Source organism: Rhizobium sp. R693 (assembly GCF_002211315.1).
Classification (GTDB): domain Bacteria; phylum Pseudomonadota; class Alphaproteobacteria; order Rhizobiales; family Rhizobiaceae; genus Rhizobium.
In genome coordinates this window covers 190,233-207,069 of the sequence record NZ_LOKY01000048.1, presented here as the reverse complement: position 1 = coordinate 207,069, position 16,837 = coordinate 190,233, and the positions used below count along the sequence as shown (strand labels likewise).

At 57.8% G+C, this 16,837-nt stretch carries 15 protein-coding genes and 3 pseudogenes; 15 read left to right on the top strand and 3 right to left on the bottom strand.

Annotation, left to right across the window (positions count from 1 at the left end; all coding sequences use genetic code 11):
* On the top strand, positions 1-273 hold the full coding sequence (locus ATY79_RS28665; RefSeq protein WP_088705609.1) for a hypothetical protein: 273 nt from the start codon (positions 1-3) through the stop codon (positions 271-273).
* Positions 274-337: 64 nt separating this feature from the next.
* Positions 338-475 (top strand): hypothetical protein, encoded by a 138-nt coding sequence (locus tag ATY79_RS30685; RefSeq protein WP_245312465.1) that lies wholly within the window; start codon positions 338-340, stop codon positions 473-475.
* Positions 476-662: 187 nt separating this feature from the next.
* On the opposite strand, the pseudogene ATY79_RS28660 reads toward ATY79_RS30685, so the two are convergent.
* Positions 663-803 (bottom strand): annotated as a pseudogene (locus ATY79_RS28660) (gamma-glutamyltransferase); the annotation flags it as partial.
* A 212-nt stretch (positions 804-1,015) separates the two neighbouring features.
* Positions 1,016-2,023 carry a LacI family DNA-binding transcriptional regulator gene (locus ATY79_RS28655; RefSeq protein WP_088705608.1) on the bottom strand — a complete coding sequence of 336 codons (1,008 nt, stop codon included), beginning with the start codon at positions 2,021-2,023 and terminating at the stop codon, positions 1,016-1,018.
* 217 nt (positions 2,024-2,240) lie between these two features.
* Between ATY79_RS28655 and ATY79_RS28650 the strand changes: the two genes are divergently transcribed.
* From ATY79_RS28650 to ATY79_RS28590, 12 genes and pseudogenes are all read left to right on the top strand, one after another.
* Positions 2,241-3,374, top strand: a complete 1,134-nt coding sequence (locus tag ATY79_RS28650) for a sugar ABC transporter substrate-binding protein (RefSeq protein WP_088705607.1) — start codon at positions 2,241-2,243, stop codon at positions 3,372-3,374.
* A gap of 81 nt (positions 3,375-3,455) precedes the next feature.
* Complete coding sequence (locus ATY79_RS28645; RefSeq protein ID WP_088705606.1) at positions 3,456-4,988, top strand: sugar ABC transporter ATP-binding protein; 1,533 nt, start codon at positions 3,456-3,458, stop codon at positions 4,986-4,988.
* Positions 4,985-5,980, top strand: coding sequence for an ABC transporter permease (locus ATY79_RS28640; RefSeq protein WP_088705605.1), 996 nt, complete (start codon positions 4,985-4,987; stop codon positions 5,978-5,980). The genes ATY79_RS28645 and ATY79_RS28640 overlap by 4 nt, the downstream gene beginning before the upstream one ends.
* Positions 5,977-6,960 carry an ABC transporter permease gene (locus tag ATY79_RS28635; protein WP_088705604.1) on the top strand — a complete coding sequence of 328 codons (984 nt, stop codon included), beginning with the start codon at positions 5,977-5,979 and terminating at the stop codon, positions 6,958-6,960. The genes ATY79_RS28640 and ATY79_RS28635 overlap by 4 nt, the downstream gene beginning before the upstream one ends.
* 492 nt (positions 6,961-7,452) lie before the next feature.
* On the top strand, positions 7,453-7,827 hold the full coding sequence (locus ATY79_RS28630) for a VOC family protein (protein WP_088705603.1): 375 nt from the start codon (positions 7,453-7,455) through the stop codon (positions 7,825-7,827).
* A gap of 658 nt (positions 7,828-8,485) precedes the next feature.
* Positions 8,486-9,514 (top strand): septal ring lytic transglycosylase RlpA family protein, encoded by a 1,029-nt coding sequence (locus tag ATY79_RS31790; protein WP_245312472.1) that lies wholly within the window; start codon positions 8,486-8,488, stop codon positions 9,512-9,514.
* 529 nt (positions 9,515-10,043) lie between these two features.
* Entirely contained in the window at positions 10,044-10,403 is a 360-nt protein-coding gene (locus ATY79_RS28615; protein ID WP_088705602.1) for a helix-turn-helix transcriptional regulator, read from the top strand.
* A complete protein-coding gene (locus ATY79_RS28610) occupies positions 10,391-10,831 on the top strand; it encodes a GNAT family N-acetyltransferase (RefSeq protein WP_088705601.1) in 441 nt (146 codons plus the stop codon). Before ATY79_RS28615 ends, ATY79_RS28610 begins: the two co-directional genes overlap by 13 nt.
* 15 nt (positions 10,832-10,846) lie before the next feature.
* Positions 10,847-11,374 (top strand): arsenate reductase ArsC, encoded by a 528-nt coding sequence (locus tag ATY79_RS28605; protein WP_088705600.1) that lies wholly within the window; start codon positions 10,847-10,849, stop codon positions 11,372-11,374.
* A 1-nt stretch (position 11,375) separates the two neighbouring features.
* Positions 11,376-12,434, top strand: coding sequence for an ACR3 family arsenite efflux transporter (gene arsB / locus ATY79_RS28600; protein WP_088705599.1), 1,059 nt, complete (start codon positions 11,376-11,378; stop codon positions 12,432-12,434).
* A pseudogene (gene arsC / locus ATY79_RS28595) lies at positions 12,431-12,858 on the top strand (arsenate reductase (glutaredoxin)). The gene arsB and the pseudogene arsC overlap by 4 nt, the downstream one beginning before the upstream one ends.
* Complete coding sequence (locus ATY79_RS28590; RefSeq protein ID WP_189638097.1) at positions 12,851-12,991, top strand: hypothetical protein; 141 nt, start codon at positions 12,851-12,853, stop codon at positions 12,989-12,991. Before arsC ends, ATY79_RS28590 begins: the two are co-directional and overlap by 8 nt.
* Positions 12,992-13,504: 513 nt before the next feature.
* Here ATY79_RS28590 and ATY79_RS31785 read toward each other — a convergent pair.
* A pseudogene (locus tag ATY79_RS31785) lies at positions 13,505-13,995 on the bottom strand (DNA adenine methylase); the annotation flags it as partial.
* A 378-nt stretch (positions 13,996-14,373) separates the two neighbouring features.
* Here ATY79_RS31785 and ATY79_RS28580 point away from each other — a divergent pair.
* Positions 14,374-16,773 carry an arylsulfatase gene (locus ATY79_RS28580; protein WP_088705598.1) on the top strand — a complete coding sequence of 800 codons (2,400 nt, stop codon included), beginning with the start codon at positions 14,374-14,376 and terminating at the stop codon, positions 16,771-16,773.
* The last annotated feature ends 64 nt before the right edge of the window (positions 16,774-16,837 follow it).

Genomic DNA, 16,837 nt, shown 5'->3' with positions numbered 1-16,837 from the left:
ATGCCAACGATTATTGGCTATCACAACATCACAAAGGGCGCGAAACACTGGCTGACCTCACCGAAGCGCGAGGAGTTTTTCGGTCCGCTCGGAGTGACCAACATCCGAACGTTTGTTGATCCTCAAGATCCGACTCGCGTGGCGGTAATGATGGAAGTTCCGGATATTGATGCCTTGCAGGCGGCGATGCAGAGCAAGGCAGCCGCCGATGCGATGGCCTTCGACGGGGTGGTGCCGGAGTCTCTGGTGATCCTCGTCGAATCCAAGGGGTAATTGCTCCGCCGAGGCCCACGCCCAAGGCACATCCCCCAAAATTGTCTACATCATATCGGGCGATTTGGGTTGGAAGGATGTCGGCTGCCACGGTTCCGACATCAAGACGCCAAACATTGACAAGCTGGCGACCGAAGGTGCGCGGCTGGATGATTCATTCCCTGTTTCCAGAGTGACAGCAGCAGCGTGGCGACCTGCATGACTGACTTTCTGTCTCGCTCGATCTCATTCTCCCGGCTCAATGTCTTGAGCAGGGAGTTGACGACTGCGACATCATTGCGGCGCTCGATAATCCGCCCATCCCCTGACGTGCATCGTTGGTCAGATATTTGTACTTGCTCATTCCTCGACCCTCAGGGTGCTTAAGGGATTCCCAGTCGGCGGGAATAGTCGCCGCCGATGCCTGTCGATTGCGGTTCGACGACCGCCTGCACCGTGGAAGCGCAAACAGCAGCGTCCATGGCGTTGCCGCCCGATCTCAGCATCTCGATCGCAGCGAATGTCGACGACGGATGCGATGTCGACACCATGGCCTCCGTGGTGAGAACGGGAGATCGCCCGTGAAACTGAAATCGCGAATCGTCTTCTTCGGTGATGATTGCTGCCAGTCCTAGTCGATCTTTTTTTGCGGTTTACGCCCTAACGCGGGCGGCCCAGGCAAGGCTGGTAAATTCACGTGGCCCGTCGTCGCCATCGCCACCTAGATAAGCTGCTCTCGCCGCCTTCGGGCCTATGATTTCCTTCATTCGGGAGCAGTGCTTTCGCGCTCGACAAGGGCAAATCCCATGTCAATTTTCTCAATGAGGTGGCTTGTCGATCCATCAAGTGCGGCAAGCACCTTTTTGGCTGCGAGCACCCCAGTTTCGTACCTACGCGTAGCGACTGAAGAAAGCGAGGGTGCTGCACATGCAGCAAATTCGAGATCGTGGAAGCCAATTATGGAAATATCGTTCGGTACAAGAATACCGCGCTTTCTACACTCTTGCATAGCGCCAAGCGCCAGGTTGTCGTCGGTGCAAAAGATCGCCTCCGGAAGCTCACCCCTTGAATGCATTTCGGCGAAAAGCTCGGATCCAAGCGCCACCGAACTATGACGCGGTCTATGGGTAATTAACTCAAGGCTCTTGAGACCGGCCGCCTGCATCGCGGCATGATAGCCGTCGAACCGGGACTGGGCACGATGATCGAGATTGCCGGTCATGAAGGCAATCCGTTGAAAACCGCGGGTGATGAGATGATGGGTCGCAGTTTGGCCGGCCCGTTCTTGTGACATCCCGATATTCAGGTGGATGGGCTCGTCCGCCAATTCGAAAGTCTCGACGACCGGTAGGTGTGCCTGTTTTAACAACTGACGCGACAGCGGAGTGTGGTGGATACCCGCGATGATCACAGCTTCTACACGCTGGCCCAGCAGCGCCTTGATCGCGTTCTCCTCCTCGACTTCCGAATACCGGCTGTTCACGACAATGACTTGATAACCCGCCGTGACAAGAACCTCGTGGAGAGCGAAGAGATACTCCGCAAAAATGACGTTGTATAACGTCGGCACGATCACGCCGATCGTATGGGTACGGGATGATGCCAACCTGCTCGCTGCTACGTTTGGCACGTATCCCAAATTCTCAATCGCGTCGTTAACGCGCACTCGTAAAGCCTCAGATACAGAACCGGGTTTGCGCAGTACCCGTGACACCGTTATCGGGCTCACGCCTGCGAGGCTAGCAACGTCATCGAGGGTTATTCTGCGCATCGTAGCATTGTCCAGTAAAGCCCGTGGTCAGGCCTGTAACTAAATGAATACCCCAATATTCCACAATTGACAGCGCTATCAAATTGAATTTGACAGCGCTGTCATCTGTGTTAATTTTTCGACGTTCCGCAAAGGACGCGATGGAGACCTTTTCGGACCAAGCATGCCAATAAAAATATTGGAGGGCGGCTTGGTCGCCCGAGGAGGAGGAACATCCATGCTTAAAATCTTGAAACCTGTGTGCAGTGCAGCAGTTTCCGTTCCCTTGGTTGCGTTGGTATGCAGTGCCGCTTATGCCGAACCGAAGGTCGTAGCTGGACCGGCTGCAGATCCCGGCTGCATGACGCCGTGGGCTTCCGACACACAGTTCCTGCAGTATCCAAAAAAAGAAGGTCCGTATCGGATCGCACTGGCCAACGGCTACATCGCCAACACCTGGCGTATCCAGATGGTCCAAACGGCAAAAGCCTATGCTGCTCAACCGGACGTCAAAGCAAAGCTCAAAGAGTTCAAGGTCGTCTCCACAGGCGAGGATGTTCCCGCGCAGATCTCGGCAATCAATAACTTTATCGACGCCGGCTATGATGCAATCGTCGTCAATGCCCAGAACCCGACCGCTTTCGGCCCCGTTATCAAGCGCGCTAAGGAGGCTGGAGTTGTCCTCGTCGCGTTCGACAATACCTTGGATACAAAGGACGCGATAAACGTCAACGTCGACCAGAAGGGCCTCGGCGTCACCTGGGCCGAGTGGCTTGTCAAACACCTTCCGAATGGCGGTAAAATTCTAGAGGTGAGAGGCGTTGCGGGCACGTCGGTCGATACTGACCGCCACAACGGTATCACGGAAACGCTTGCTGCTTCGGGAAAGAAGTTTGATGTGACGGAGGTCGTCGGCAAATGGGACGACGGGGTCGCCCAGAAGGCGACTGCTGACGCGATCGCAACGAACGGCCCATTCGACGGCATCACCGCACAAGGCGGAGATACAGGCGTGGTTCAGGCTATGATCGACGCGAAGCACCCCTTCGTACCTTTTGGGGGCGAAACTGAGAATGGATTCCGGAAACTCTGCGCGGTGCATTCCGGTGAGGGCTTGGTATGCTCATCCGCCGGAACCGGTCCGGCACAGGTCGCCGTCGCCATCAAGACGGCTATCGCCGCACTAGAGGGTCAGGTGGTACCACAAGCAGTCAAACTGCCGACCGCACTCGTGTCGCACCCGGACTTCAAGAAGGATCAGGACTACTACCCCGATCAGTCCGACAATTTCTTCGTTGGCAACTCCTTCCCGACCTGCGGCATTAACTTCACCGCGCAGGAGATCATGGGGCAGACCAAGGAAAACCAATAGCTGCGCCTAGATCCAGTCTAATCGACTGTGGGCGCGTTCACGCCCGCAGTCAGCCTAGTGCACCGATGGGAGGTTGAGTGCGTGACCGTAGATGAGCCGCTGCTTCGAATGGACGGCATATCGAAGCGCTATGGTGGCGTCATAGCACTGAAAGACGCCAGCATCGCCATCCGGGCGGCTGCAATTCATGCCGTACTTGGCGAGAACGGAGCCGGAAAATCGACCCTCATCAAGATCATGGCAGGTGTCACTGCCCCCGACGAAGGGCGGATGGTCCTGGATGGAAAGGATATCTCCTTCTCGACGCCAGCAACGGCAAACGCGGCGGGAATCGTATCGGTCTTCCAGGAACTGTCGCTTGTGCCCGACCTCTCCGTGGCCGACAACATCGTCATCAGCAATCCGCCGCGGCGGTTCGGGATGATCGACCGGCGTGCTCAAAGGATAATGGCAGAAGAGGCCCTGGCGCGCGCCGGGGCCTCCGATATCCATCCCTCGTCGCTCGTCAAGGACCTGCCGCTGTCCCGCCGGCAGATGGTTGAGATTGCAAAGGCTCTTGCCCGCAAACCCAGACTGATGATCCTGGACGAGGCAACGTCAGCTCTTACAAAGTCGGACGTCGAGAAGGTTTTCAATGTTTTGAAGCGGCTGCGCTCGGATGGCCTGGCGCTGGTCTACATCTCGCATCGCATGCACGAGATCGCGGAACTTGCTGACGACTGCACCGTATTCCGCAACGGACGAAGCATCGAATCTTATCCAGCCGGCACGAAGACCGACAAGCAGGTCGTCGAACTGATGATCGGGCGGGAATACAAGAGTGTTTTTCCTGCTAAACCGGGCCTTCGTGATCGAACGACGCCGATCCTGTCGTGCCGCGGCCTTTCCTGGGGCGAGCGACTGACCGACATAACCTTCGACGTCCAGCCGGGGGAAATCATCGGCATTGGCGGGCTGGACGGTCAGGGCCAGCGAGAACTCTTGCTTGCGCTGTTTGGTGTGCTTCGCGATGTCCGGGGCGAAGTCCAGGTCGAGGGGCACAGTGTGCGTTTGAACAGTCCCAAGGAGGCTAAAGCCGCCCCGATATCTATCGCACTTATCCCTGAAGACCGAAAGATCGAGGGATTGATGCTTCCGATGACAGTTCGTGAGAATCTGTCGATTGCTGCCCTTGGCAGTGTCTCTCGTAACGGCATTATCGACAAGGGCGAGGAAGCTACTCGCATAGATGCACTCGTTAAACTTCTGGCAATAAAGGCGGCCACGCTGGACATGCCGGTCGGCAGTTTATCCGGCGGAAACCAGCAAAAGGTCGTTATAGCAAAATGGCTGTTGAACAGACCTCGTATCATCCTGCTGAACGATCCAACGCGCGGCATAGACGTGGGGACGAAACAGGAGATCTACCAGTTGCTGCGGCAACTGGCTGGCAGCGGCGTAGCGATTATCTACTATTCTACAGACTACGACGAACTAATCGGCTGCTGCGATCGAGTTCTCGTCATGTATGACGGGACCATCATACGTGTGCTCGAGGGAAACGATATCAATGAACGAGAACTGATCGGAAGCGCTCTGAACATTGCGTCTGTAGCAGAGGGGGCAGCATCGTGACACGGAGTACCCGCGGTGAATGGCGCTTTTGGTATGAGCTCAACAAGGGGACTTTGCTCGCGGCCGCCCTGTTTGTTGGAATGTTCGTGATCTATACCTCGAACCATCCGGCGGGCTTCACGCCAAATGTGATGCAAACGGCGGCCAACAAAGCGACCTTGCTGGCCTTTGTCGCCATGGCGCAGAGCCTCGTCGTCATCACCGCCGGTATCGACCTTTCAGCGGGAATGGTTCTGGTGCTGTGCAATTGCCTTGCTTCCTGGCTGGTCGTTGGTACGCCTCTGCAAACCGGCCTCGGCGTAGTCGCCGTGCTCGCCGCCGGGCTTGCCTGCGGTGCCTTGAACGGCGTGATCATCATCTTCGGTCGGCTGCAGCCGATCGTCACAACCATAGCCACCAGCGCCATCTTCTTCGGACTCGCATTGCTGCTGCGGCCGACACCGGGCGGGTCCGTGAACGAGGCTCTTGCGGACTTCTTTACCTCTAAACTCTGGGGAACATTCCCCACCAGTCTGGTTGTCCTCGGTGCCACGGTTCTTCTGGTGTGGGTGCCTTTTAGCCGATCGATCTACGGTCGCACCGCCTACGCGGCGGGCTCTTCCGAAAATGCAGCGTACATGTCCGGTATGCCGTTAAAGCGAGCGAAGCTTGCCGCATACGCTCTTGCAGGAACCCTATCGGCCATGGGTGGCCTCTACCTGACGTTCTTTTCCTATACGGGCGAAGCAGCCTTTGCGAGCGGCAACGCATATACGCTCTACTCTATCGCAGCCGTCGTGCTCGGTGGCGTATCACTAGCCGGAGGCAAGGGAAGCGCCATCGGAGCAGTGTTTGGAGCACTGGCTTTCCGCACCATCGGCGACCTGCTGTTCGTCTTCGATCTTGATCCCCTATGGCAACCATTGTTTCAAGGAATTGTGCTCATGCTGGCGATCGGTGTTGGCGCGATGGGCTTGGCGCGGGTGCGAAACAGACTGGATTGGTTCCAATGAGCGAGGACGCCTCAAGCATGCGGCAATCGATCATTCCAACACGACTAAGGGGCAAAGACCCCGCCGTGGCAATCGCCTTTGGCTGTATCATGCTTCTTCTACTCGGCGGTTCGATGTACTCCTCCAACTTCCTCTCACCCGGCTATCTGTTGCAGCAACTGAAGGTTGCCTCCTTTCTTGGGGTGATTGCCACCGGCATGATGATGGTGATCCTGCTCGGGCAAATCGACCTCTCGGTTCCCTGGACGGTAACCGCCGGGGCAATGATGGCGTGCGCGGCAGCCGCTTATGGAATCGGTGGCTCCATTCTCGCCATTCCCTTCGGGATCGCCTGCGGTGCGGCGATCGGCCTCGTTAACGGACTTGCCGTTGGCTATCTGCGAATACCCTCCATGATTATCACGCTCGCTACGAACGCGGTCGTGCAAGGGCTTATGGTCGTATACACAGGTGGTTTTTCACCGCAAGATTCCGCCTCGCGTGCTATGAGGTTTCTCGCGACAGGCTATGTTGTTCCGTCCGTCCCGAATGGCGTCTTGGTATGGTTCGTCATCGGCGTTCTTGCCGTTTTCTTGCTGACCAGAACTACATACGGTCGCTGTCTCTACGCGATCGGCAATCAAGAGCGAGCCGCCTATCTCTCGGGCATAGACACGCGACGTATCACGTTGTTGGCCTTTGTCATTTCAGGGTCACTAAGTGCGCTTGGAGGTGTTTTGCTGGCGGGATATGCGTCCAAGGCCTCGCAGTCGATGGGCGACGCATATCTGCTGCCGTCGATTGCAGCCGTCGTCTTGGGCGGAACTCATGTTCTTGGCGGAAAGGGATCCTACCTGGGAACAATCGCAGGTGTCATTCTAATTACATTGCTGCAGTCAATTCTCTCGGTCATGCAGATTGAAGAAGCTGGGCGCCAGTTGATTTATGGAGTGGTCATCATAGCCATGCTTCTGCTCTACGGCCGCCAAACACTTCCTTAAAGATGGGCAATCCTGTTTTATCGTTGGCTCGGCAAATGATTGCCGAGCCTTTCGGTCGAACAGATCAAGCGATACGGATGACGGCAGATCGTCAAAAGTCGCACCAGGCCCGGACCCACCGAAAAGCTCGCCGGCAGCAGCGGCACGGCCAATTGCTTTCAAGTGCCGTCGAACCCCCGTGCCAATCGATTGATACACTGCGTTGCGGCGATCAATTGAACCCGCATTTCCGGCCAAGGCCATTCGCCGCCTTCCGGCTCATTGCGGTCGTCAAGCTATAGGCTTGACCTCAAACATTTCGGTGATTAATCGACAACGGTCGGAAAAGGCAGGGTCAGATTAGGTAAGCCTGACCCCTTCCCGCTAAGGAAGCTCTGTCCATGCCCATGGCATGAGAACCCGCGACGAGAACAGTGCGCATCCCGCGCGCTGCCTCGGCGGATTCTGGAGCGATTGATTGCTCATATTCGTCGGGAAACCAAGGATATCAGCATGCTTTTAAATCACCTCGACCTCCACGTTCCCGATGTTCAACGAACCGCTGCAGTTCTCGTGACTTATTTCGGTTTTCGGCAGGAGTTTTCCCGCACAGGCCTCGTCATTTTAAGGGATGAAGCTAATTTTGAGCTCGTCGTAAGCGAACCCGTAGCTGGCTTTGGTACAGCCGACCAGATGCGCCTTGGTGTATCAACTTACCATATCGGCTTCATATTAAACTCCACAGAGGCAGTCGACCAAATGTACGCAAGCCTACAATTGGCCGACGTGGAGCTTGGACGACCTCCGAAGGCTATTCGAGGCGGATGGCTTTTCTATTGCACAATCCCCGGCCGCATTCAGGTAGAAGTTGGCTTCAGAAGGCAATGACCTTCTAATGTTGAAGCGCCGCCGCCTTCTGGGGCGGCGGCTAACGAATGTCAGTTGTTGGCGCTTTGCAGGCTAGTGTCGACGAACACAATTGGCCCGAAGCGGCAAGATGCCTTTACTTTGCAGAAAGAACTGTTGTCGACATTCAGTCTCAAGAGCTGACTGGAAGCTTGCGCAATGCGGATGACTGCGAACGGGTGGAACGTTCGAGTTGACGCGGGTCAATCTGAACTGACAGCAGGCGCCAAAGGCTGCCCAAGTGCGCATGGACACTTCAATCCATCGACGGCGCACGGTGTTGTCTTACGCATGTGACATTCCAGCTTCGCGCAGATCTGCGTCCGGGCGGGTTCAGCAAGTGGCCCCAATAAGGGGCGGGCTCACATTCGCGTCCGGGAACTTTTGGCCTCAAGCCCGCTTTTATAATCATGTCACCGATGAAGCGAATTAATGGCATGATCCCAGATGCAACAATGCATCGACAAGTGCCTCCGCCGTCATTCCGTCTGCCTCCCAAGCCCGCGCTCAGCAGAGCGCGTGGACGAATTGAATCTGTGTGTCGAAGCTTGCCGCAGATGGACGAAAGGCCGCCGCCAGTGTTGAACAGATGGTTTTTGACGTAACTACAGCTGCCAATGGCCTGCGATGTCTGGCAATCATGATGGCCTGCGTCTGCTGTGTTACGTGTATGACAACACAAGCACCGGACAAGAACCGTAGCAACGGATATATTTCCGAGAGGCTATACGGCGAAAAAGCGAAATCGCGGGTCGCTCACGGCGCGAAGATCCTCAAGGGTGGTGGCCGCTATATGGTCGGCAAGCCCTACGTGGTCAAAGGCAAACGCTATTATCCAAAAGAGGATCCAAGCTACGACAAGAACGGAGTGGCTTCCTGGTACGGTTCAGCATTTCAAGGCAGGCATACCGCGAACGGCGAACTTTATGACGCGGACAACCTTTCCGCCGCCCATCCAACCCTTCCCTTGCCAAGCTACGTGCGGGTGACCAATCTTGAAACCGGTTCTTCGATCATCGTGCGCGTCAACGATCGCGGTCCCTATCATAAGGGGCGCATCATCGACGTTTCTCGCAAGGCAGCAGACATGCTGGACATAAAGCGTGGTGGCACAGCTTCTGTCCGGGTGCAGTTTGTGGGCCGCGCTCGCTTGGGCGGACACGATACGCTCCGTCTCATGGCCTCCTACGTCAAGAAGAGCGATCAGTTCCCGGCAGTTAATCCGGCGCCTCAGATCGCAACTGCCATGAGAAGGGCCGCAAATCAGTCGATGGGTCCTTGGCGAAGCGTCACGATCGCATCGCTGGGTCACGAAATCGAACCCATGCCTGACCGCGAGGTTCAAAGTCCCATCAGCATGGAAACCGACAGAGATTCAAAGGTCCACAACCCGTTGACGCCGGCTGTTATACATTGCTCGGACAAGGATCGTCATGACGGTGTGCGCGACATGTGCTGGTCGCAAGTTCTGGCTCTGCCAGGTATCAATCGCAATATGCGTCTAGTCGGGGTGATCGTCATCAGGCGACGCCGCTCTTCCCAACGCAGCTACCGCAGGCAACAATCAGTCCTACCAAGCTTCCTCAAGGGAGCATCCTGGAACTTGCCCAGCGCTGCCGTCGAGCCGCAGCAATCGGGCGCCGCGTCCAGTATCAAGACCCGAGCCTAGCGCTCCGGCGACACAATGGCCTTTCGGCCACCATGGCAATTGATCCCGCGCCGGTCTGTATTTCCACCCATCCAAAGCCCTAGGACACCCGTCTTTCCGGGCGCAAGTGATCGTCGAAAAGCGGCTGCTTTTGCAGGGCGTCCAGCGTTGCGCTGATACCAGCGGGCCTTACCCAAAGCTTCATCGTGTCGACTGCTGACTTATGGGGCCCTTCCGTTTTCCAAGTGACCAGGGGCTGCAACGATGAACCCTTGCCTTGCTCGCGGCGCTGCAATCCAACTCATGGCTTGGGGAGTTCCCCAACCCAGCCATTTGATGGCATGAAAGGATATCTTCCGCGCGAGATCGAGCGTCGAGTAGGCGATCGTTCCAAAAAAAACGACTTTCGCCGAGCGTGACAGGTTTGCCACCGATTGCGACTCTGTATCTTGACGCTCCACTGCTTGTGACGAGCACTTACATTGTCATCCATTCTTGGCCGGTCGCAAGCGGCCGTTGACAGACACCATATATCGATTAATCTGGATATATGGAATCGAAAGATGCAATCGCGGCCCTGGCAGCCCTGGCGCAGACAACGAGGCTCGAAACCTTCCGCCTGCTGGTGAAATCGGAACCCGATGGCATTGCGGCGGGCGAGTTGGCGCGCCTCATCGACGTGCCCCAGAACACCATGTCCGCCCACCTGGCGAGCTTGTCGCGAGCGGGCATCGTCAAGAGCGAGCGACTGGGCCGCACCATCATCTATCGCGCGGACCTTGGAGCGTTTCGGGCCCTTACCCTGTTCCTTCTCAAGGACTGTTGTGGCGGCAATGCGCAATTGTGCGCGCCCCTCATCACCGACCTGACGTCCTGCTGTTTGCCAGAGGCTGGGTCATGCGTGAACTGAAGCTCGAACCGATCGTAGCGGACATGGGGTTGAAGATCGCGCTGACAGCAGCCGCGCTCGCGATAGAGGATATCGATGAACCGGGGCGATCGTACTTCCGGCTCACGGACACCGAAAACCAGGTCGTTGGATATTCCGGTGTCGAAACGTCCTGCGACAACGACATTCTCCTTCGGTCCCTGGTGATCCTGCCCGCATTCAGGTCACAGGGATATGGGCGAGTTCTCACCGAAATGACAATCGCGCAAGCGCCCCTCGCCTGCGACATCTATCTCGTGACCACAAGCGCCGCACCCTTCTTCGCGGCAATTGGCTTTTTTGCTGTTGGCCGCGATCAGGTACCCCATGCGATCCTTTCCACCCGCCAGCTGTCGGGCCTTTGTCCGGCGTCGGCGACAATCATGAAGCTGAGCAGACCTCCGACCTAAGCACGGAAGACGATCATGACCCACAAGACCTACAACGTGCTCTTCCTGTGCACGGGCAATTCCGCACGTTCCATTCTCGCCGAATCCATCCTCAACAAGGAAGGCGCTGGACGCTTCAGGGCCTTCTCCGCCGGCAGCCAGCCCAAGGGGGAAGTGAACCCGCACGCGCTCAAGGAACTGGACGCTATCGGCTATCCTTCAACTGGGTTCTCGTCCAAGAGCTGGGATGTCTTTGCCGAACCGGGCGCGCCGGAGATGGACTTCATCTTCACCGTCTGCGACAGCGCGGCCGGGGAAGCCTGCCCTGTTTGGATCGGCCATCCGATGACGGCGCACTGGGGCGTCGAGGACCCCGCCGCCGTCGTTGGCAACGAGGTCGAAATAAAGCGCGCATTCGCGCAAGCCGCCCGCTTCCTGAAGAACCGTATCATGGCTTTCATCAACCTGCCGCTCTCCTCCATCGACCGCATGGCGCTCGAACAGCACGTCCGCCAGATCGGTTCGCTCGAAGGCGCATCCCTCAGATCCGCAAAGGCCGAGTGAGATGTCGACCTTCGAACGATACCTGACTGTCTGGGTCTTTCTCTGCATCCTCGTTGGCATTGCCCTTGGGCACACGATGCCCGGCGTCTTCCATGCGATCGGTGCGGCCGAAGTCGCGAAAGTCAACATTCCGGTCGCCGTGCTCATCTGGTTGATGGTCATCCCGATGCTGCTGAAGATCGACTTTGGCTCGCTCGCGAAGGTCGGCAGTTACTGGCGGGGCATCGGCGTTACGCTCTTCGTGAACTGGGCTCTAAAGCCGTTCTCGATGGCGGTTCTTGGCTGGCTGTTCGTCGGCTGGCTTTTCCGCCCTCTGCTTCCGGCTGACCAGATCGATTCCTACATCGCGGGCCTGATCATCCTGGCGGCCGCGCCCTGCACGGCGATGGTGTTCGTGTGGTCGAACCTCACCAAAGGTGAGCCGCATTTCACCCTGTCTCAGGTCGCACTCAACGACGCCATCATGATCGTCGCCTTCGCACCGATCGTCGGACTTCTATTGGGCCTTTCGGCAATTGCGGTGCCGTGGGATACGCTTGTTATCTCCGTCGTCCTCTACATCCTGATCCCGGTCGCCATTTCCCGGATCGTCCGTAAGCACTTGACTGCTCACGGCACGACGCGATCCCTGGATGCCCTTCTGGCAAGGCTGCAGCCGCTTTGCCTTGTAGCCCTGCTTGCAACCCTGATCCTTCTGTTTGGGTTCCAGGGTGAGCAGATCATCGCACAGCCAGCCGTTATCGGCCTGCTCGCGGCGCCGATCCTGATCCAGGTCTACTTCAATTCTGGGCTGGCCTACCTGCTCAACCGCATCTCGGGTGAACAGCATTGCGTCGCCGGGCCGTCGGCGCTCATCGGGGCGAGCAATTTCTTCGAACTTGCGGTCGCCGCCGCGATCAGCCTCTTCGGCTTCCAGTCGGGGGCGGCGCTTGCGACCGTCGTTGGCGTCCTCATCGAGGTCCCGGTGATGCTTTCGGTCGTCTGGATCGTGAACCGCACCAAGGACTGGTACGAGGCAGCGCCCGCCGTCTTGAGAAACACCGAAACCGAAAGGACATGACGTTGGATGTCACCATCTACCACAATCCGGACTGCGGCACGTCGCGGAACACGCTTGAGATAATCCGCAACGCTGGCATCGAGCCGACCGTGATCGAATATCTCAAGACGCCGCCGTCCCGCCACGCCCTGTTGAAGATGATCGCCGATGCCGGCCTGAGCGTGCGTGAGGCGATCCGAAAGAAGGGAACGCCGTACCAGGAACTCGGCCTCGACAATCCGGCACTGACCGACGACCAGTTCTCGACGCCATGCTCAAGGACCCGATCCTGATCAACCGCCCGTTTGTCGTCACGCCGCTCGGCACCCGACTGAGCCGACCGTCCGAAGCCGTGCTCGACATCCTGCCTGACGCGCACAAGGGCGCCTTCACCAAGGAGGATGGCGAGATGGTTCTCGACGAGAAGGGCAAGCGCATTGGCTGAGACATTTCCCGCTCTCGACGAGCGGCACCTTCGCCAGCCGGACCTCGATGCCCTTCGTCCAACCTTCTCGTCGCACAAGCCGCGCATCCTGATCCGCTACGGGTCGTTGCGGGAGGTCTCGCCCACCATATAAGGGGGCGAGACCTCCTGGAAATCGGGGGCGCAATCATCTCGGAACAGAGGGCGGCTTCATCGGAATCGGCAGTCCTCAAAAGGTTCCAGATGATTCTAGGAAAAGGATGTTGTTCCGCCTGCTCGCAGCGGAGGTGCTGATGGCATGAAGGCGTTCGGGATAAGGCTCTGCTGCGTCTCTAAACGCATTTCGCCCCTCTCAATTTGCCGTCCGTTATCATCGATAACTGTGAGGGTACCTGCTTTCAGACATTCAAGTACATGGCTTTTCCCGGAACCATTGAGACCAGTTATCAGTGTGAACTGAGGGATATCGGCGCCTGGAAACGCACGGATCGAGAGGAAGGGACGCTCTAGGATGATACGCATGAAGTTAACTTTTCCGACTCAGATGCATTCAGGGTATGCGTGGGTTGGACGGATGGTAGCCTATTGAGCCAGCTCCTTCTCAATCTCTAGTGGATCGACGTTACCCATCCGCCATCCCGATCCTGTTGCTGCTACACAGTGACGATTAGCCCCGTGCGCTTGTCGCATTGCTGGTGCCACCAATTGTGTATGCGAGTTCTACCCCTTCAAAATTGAAACCTGCGAAGATCTCGCGGATCTGTGGCACATCGTTGATCGAGAGAACGAAGGCACGTTCGAAGCCTATCGGCGATGGCTGCAAATTGCTCCCGACCGAATAGCACTTTCCCGTAGTCGTCCTCGCTGCCGAAATACGGCGGATCGAGATAGAAGAGTGTGCCCGGCCCGACCGTATCGGTCGATGAAATCCAGCCAGTCCAGGTTCTCGATTACAACTCCTGCGAGGCGCTGGTGAACGTCTTCGAGGAGTGGTGCCAGGCGTGTCAGATTGAATCGCTGGCCGGCGACCTTTCCGCCGAAGGCTAGCTTCTGCGGATAGATGAAGCGCGCCGCCCTTTCCAGATCGGTCAATGTGGCGGGATCGCAGGCTTTCAGACGCTCGAACTCGCACCGGCTGGTGATCTGGAATTTAAGGGTAGCGTATCGAGTGTCTGCTGGTGCACGGCCGGCTCGATGCGCTTGGCCTTTCAAAGCCCGTACGTGCGTTTTACGGGTCGGTTACGAGTATCCGACCATTCGAGCCCTTTTGGCGCGTCTGTGAGCGGCCCAACAGCGTCACTTGGGCGATGATGATATTCGGGTGAATTATCAAAGGACCCTCAGGCTCGCTCGGAGCGTACATTTACAGTAACTTACTTCGCTTGTGGCGAGTAATCTGCTACCGTTTTGCGATCGCCTTGTTGAGTTGATGCATACGCTGGCCGTGCTGTTACTGACTGTTATCAGCGCACGAACGAACATTATCTTCGCCCGCCCACCCGTTGTTCGCCATGGCTTCACAGGGAGTATTGAACGATGAAAACACGCGTCTACCTCGCGGTGCTCGCCGCAAGTTGTTTTTCAGTCTTTCCCGCCACCGCCCAGGAAGTTACCGGGGCGACCGGTTCACCCAGCGCGACGTCGACCATCGACGGCCAGTCGCTACCCGCTGCACCACCGGTGTTCGGCGGGACCATCAATCTGGACGCCAAGGACTCGACCCCTTGGTGGCCGCCGACCGTAGTGCCGCCGAAGGGCGCGCCGAACGTCCTGCTGATTATGACCGATGACGCGGGCTACGGCGTCTCGGGCACGTTCGGCGGCGTCATCCCCACACCGACGCTCGATCAGGTCGCGGCAAATGGGTTGCGTTTTACGCAGTTCCACTCCACGGCGCTGTGCTCGCCCACCAGAGCCGCGCTGATTACAGGGCGCAACCACCATTCGTCGGGCTTTGGGGTGATTGCCGAGCAATCGACTGGCTTTCCAGGGTATGATGCAATCATCGGTCCGAACAACGGCACGATAGGTTCGATACTCAAGGACCACGGTTACGCCACCTCGTGGTTCGGTAAGAACCACAATACCCCCACATACGCGCTCTCCACGTCGGGACCGTTCGACCAGTGGCCCTCTGGTATGGGGTTCGACTATTTCTACGGCTTCCAAGGTGGCGAGTCCAACCAATGGACGCCCTGGCTGTTCCGTAACCACGATCAGATCTTTCCGTGGATAGACCAGCCCGGCTACAACCTGGTTACTGGCATGGCCGATGACGCCATCGACTACCTACGCAAGGTCAATGCCGCGACGCCGGAGAAGCCATTCTTCATGTACTATGTTCCCGGCGCAACCCATGCCCCGCACCATCCTACTAAGGAGTGGATCGACAAGTTCAAGGGCAAGTTCGACATGGGCTGGAACGCCATGCGCGACGAGATCTTCGCCAACCAGAAGCGGCTCGGCGTGATCCCGGAAAACGCCCAGTTGACGCCGTGGCCTGATGACCTTCCGAAGTGGGAGACGCTGACCCCAGACCAGAAGAAGATGTTTGCCCGTCAAGCGGAAGTGTATGCCGCATATGTCGCTTATGCCGACTACGAGATCGGCCGGGTAATCGATGAGGTGCGCCGTCAAGGCAAGCTCGACAACACGCTGGTCATCTACATCGAAGGCGACAACGGTACCAGCGCCGAGGGCTCCACAATCGGTACGGCCTTCGACCTGGCGGCGATCCAAGGGATCAACATGCCAGTAGCGGACCAACTGAAATACTATGACGCCTGGGGCGACGCGACGACCGAGCCACATATGTCGGTCGCCTGGTCCTGGGCTTTCGACACACCGTTCAAGTGGACCAAGCAGATCGCTTCGCACTTCGGCGGCACCCGGCAGGGCATGGCGATGTCCTGGCCTGGCCACATCACCGACAAGGGTGGCATTCGCAGCCAGTTCCACCACGTGATCGACATCGTGCCGACGATCCTCGAAGCTACCGGTATCGAAGCACCGCAAACGGTGAACGGTATTGCGCAGAAGCCGATCGAGGGCGTCAGCATGGCCTATACCTGGTCGAAGGAGGCCAAGGACGTACCCTCCGCTCGCACGACCCAGTATTTCGAGATGTTCGGCGATCGCGCGATCTACCATGAAGGCTGGATTGCCTCGACCACACCGCCGGCCGGGCCCTGGCTGATGGGACTCGGCAAGCTGCCCAATGTGATCGATGGGTATAATTGGGAGCTTTACGACCTGACCAAGGACTATTCGCAAGCCAACGACCTCGCGGCAAAGGAACCGACGAAGCTCAAGGAGCTGCAGGATCTCTTCCTGGTGGAAGCCGCGAAGTACCAGGTGTTGCCGCTGGATAACTCCGTCGCCGCGCGCTTACTCGCACCACGGCCAAGTGCCACCGCGGGGCGAACCGAGTTCGTCTATTCGGGCGAACTCTCGGGCTTGCCAGCCGCCTCAGCGCCCAGCCCGCTAACGCGCTCCTATACGATCACTGCCGACGTCGAAGTCCCGCAGGGCGGCGGGGAAGGCATGCTCGCCACGTTGGGCGGCCGTTTCGGTGGCTACGGCCTTTATCTGCTCAAGGGCAAGCCAGTCTTCACCTACAACATGCTGGGGCTGGAACGCTTCCGGTGGGCCAGCGAGGCGGCGCTGACACCCGGCAAGCACAACATCGTCTTCGACTTCACCTACGAGGGTCCGGGCTATGGGAAGGGCGGCAAGGGTGTGCTGCGCGTCGACGGCGCGATGGTGGCCGAGCAGTCAATTCCGCACACCATCCCGTTCCTGGTGACGATCGACGAGTCGTTCGACGTGGGTGTAGACACCCGCAGCTCGGTCGACGACAGCGACTACCAGGTGCCGTTCCGCTTCACCGGAACGCTCGACAAGCTGACGGTGAAGGTCGGGCCTCCACAGATCTAGGAAGCGTATCTTAGTGTGCGAGGCATTTCGCAAGCCCCGCCTTCGGTGCCCTCGCGACGGGGGC

What these genes read in the sequence shown, in the direction of transcription:
- ATY79_RS28665 (WP_088705609.1), top strand. Translation starts at nt 1, where the DNA reads ATGCCAACGATTATTGGCTATCACAACATCACAAAGGGCGCGAAACAC.
- ATY79_RS28655 (WP_088705608.1), bottom strand. Translation starts at nt 2,023, where the DNA reads ATGCGCAGAATAACCCTCGATGACGTTGCTAGCCTCGCAGGCGTGAGC.
- ATY79_RS28650 (WP_088705607.1), top strand. Translation starts at nt 2,241, where the DNA reads ATGCTTAAAATCTTGAAACCTGTGTGCAGTGCAGCAGTTTCCGTTCCC.
- ATY79_RS28635 (WP_088705604.1), top strand. Translation starts at nt 5,977, where the DNA reads ATGAGCGAGGACGCCTCAAGCATGCGGCAATCGATCATTCCAACACGA.
- ATY79_RS28630 (WP_088705603.1), top strand. Translation starts at nt 7,453, where the DNA reads ATGCTTTTAAATCACCTCGACCTCCACGTTCCCGATGTTCAACGAACC.
- ATY79_RS31790 (WP_245312472.1), top strand. Translation starts at nt 8,486, where the DNA reads ATGATGGCCTGCGTCTGCTGTGTTACGTGTATGACAACACAAGCACCG.
- ATY79_RS28615 (WP_088705602.1), top strand. Translation starts at nt 10,044, where the DNA reads ATGGAATCGAAAGATGCAATCGCGGCCCTGGCAGCCCTGGCGCAGACA.
- ATY79_RS28610 (WP_088705601.1), top strand. Translation starts at nt 10,391, where the DNA reads ATGCGTGAACTGAAGCTCGAACCGATCGTAGCGGACATGGGGTTGAAG.
- ATY79_RS28605 (WP_088705600.1), top strand. Translation starts at nt 10,847, where the DNA reads ATGACCCACAAGACCTACAACGTGCTCTTCCTGTGCACGGGCAATTCC.
- arsB (WP_088705599.1), top strand. Translation starts at nt 11,376, where the DNA reads ATGTCGACCTTCGAACGATACCTGACTGTCTGGGTCTTTCTCTGCATC.
- ATY79_RS28580 (WP_088705598.1), top strand. Translation starts at nt 14,374, where the DNA reads ATGAAAACACGCGTCTACCTCGCGGTGCTCGCCGCAAGTTGTTTTTCA.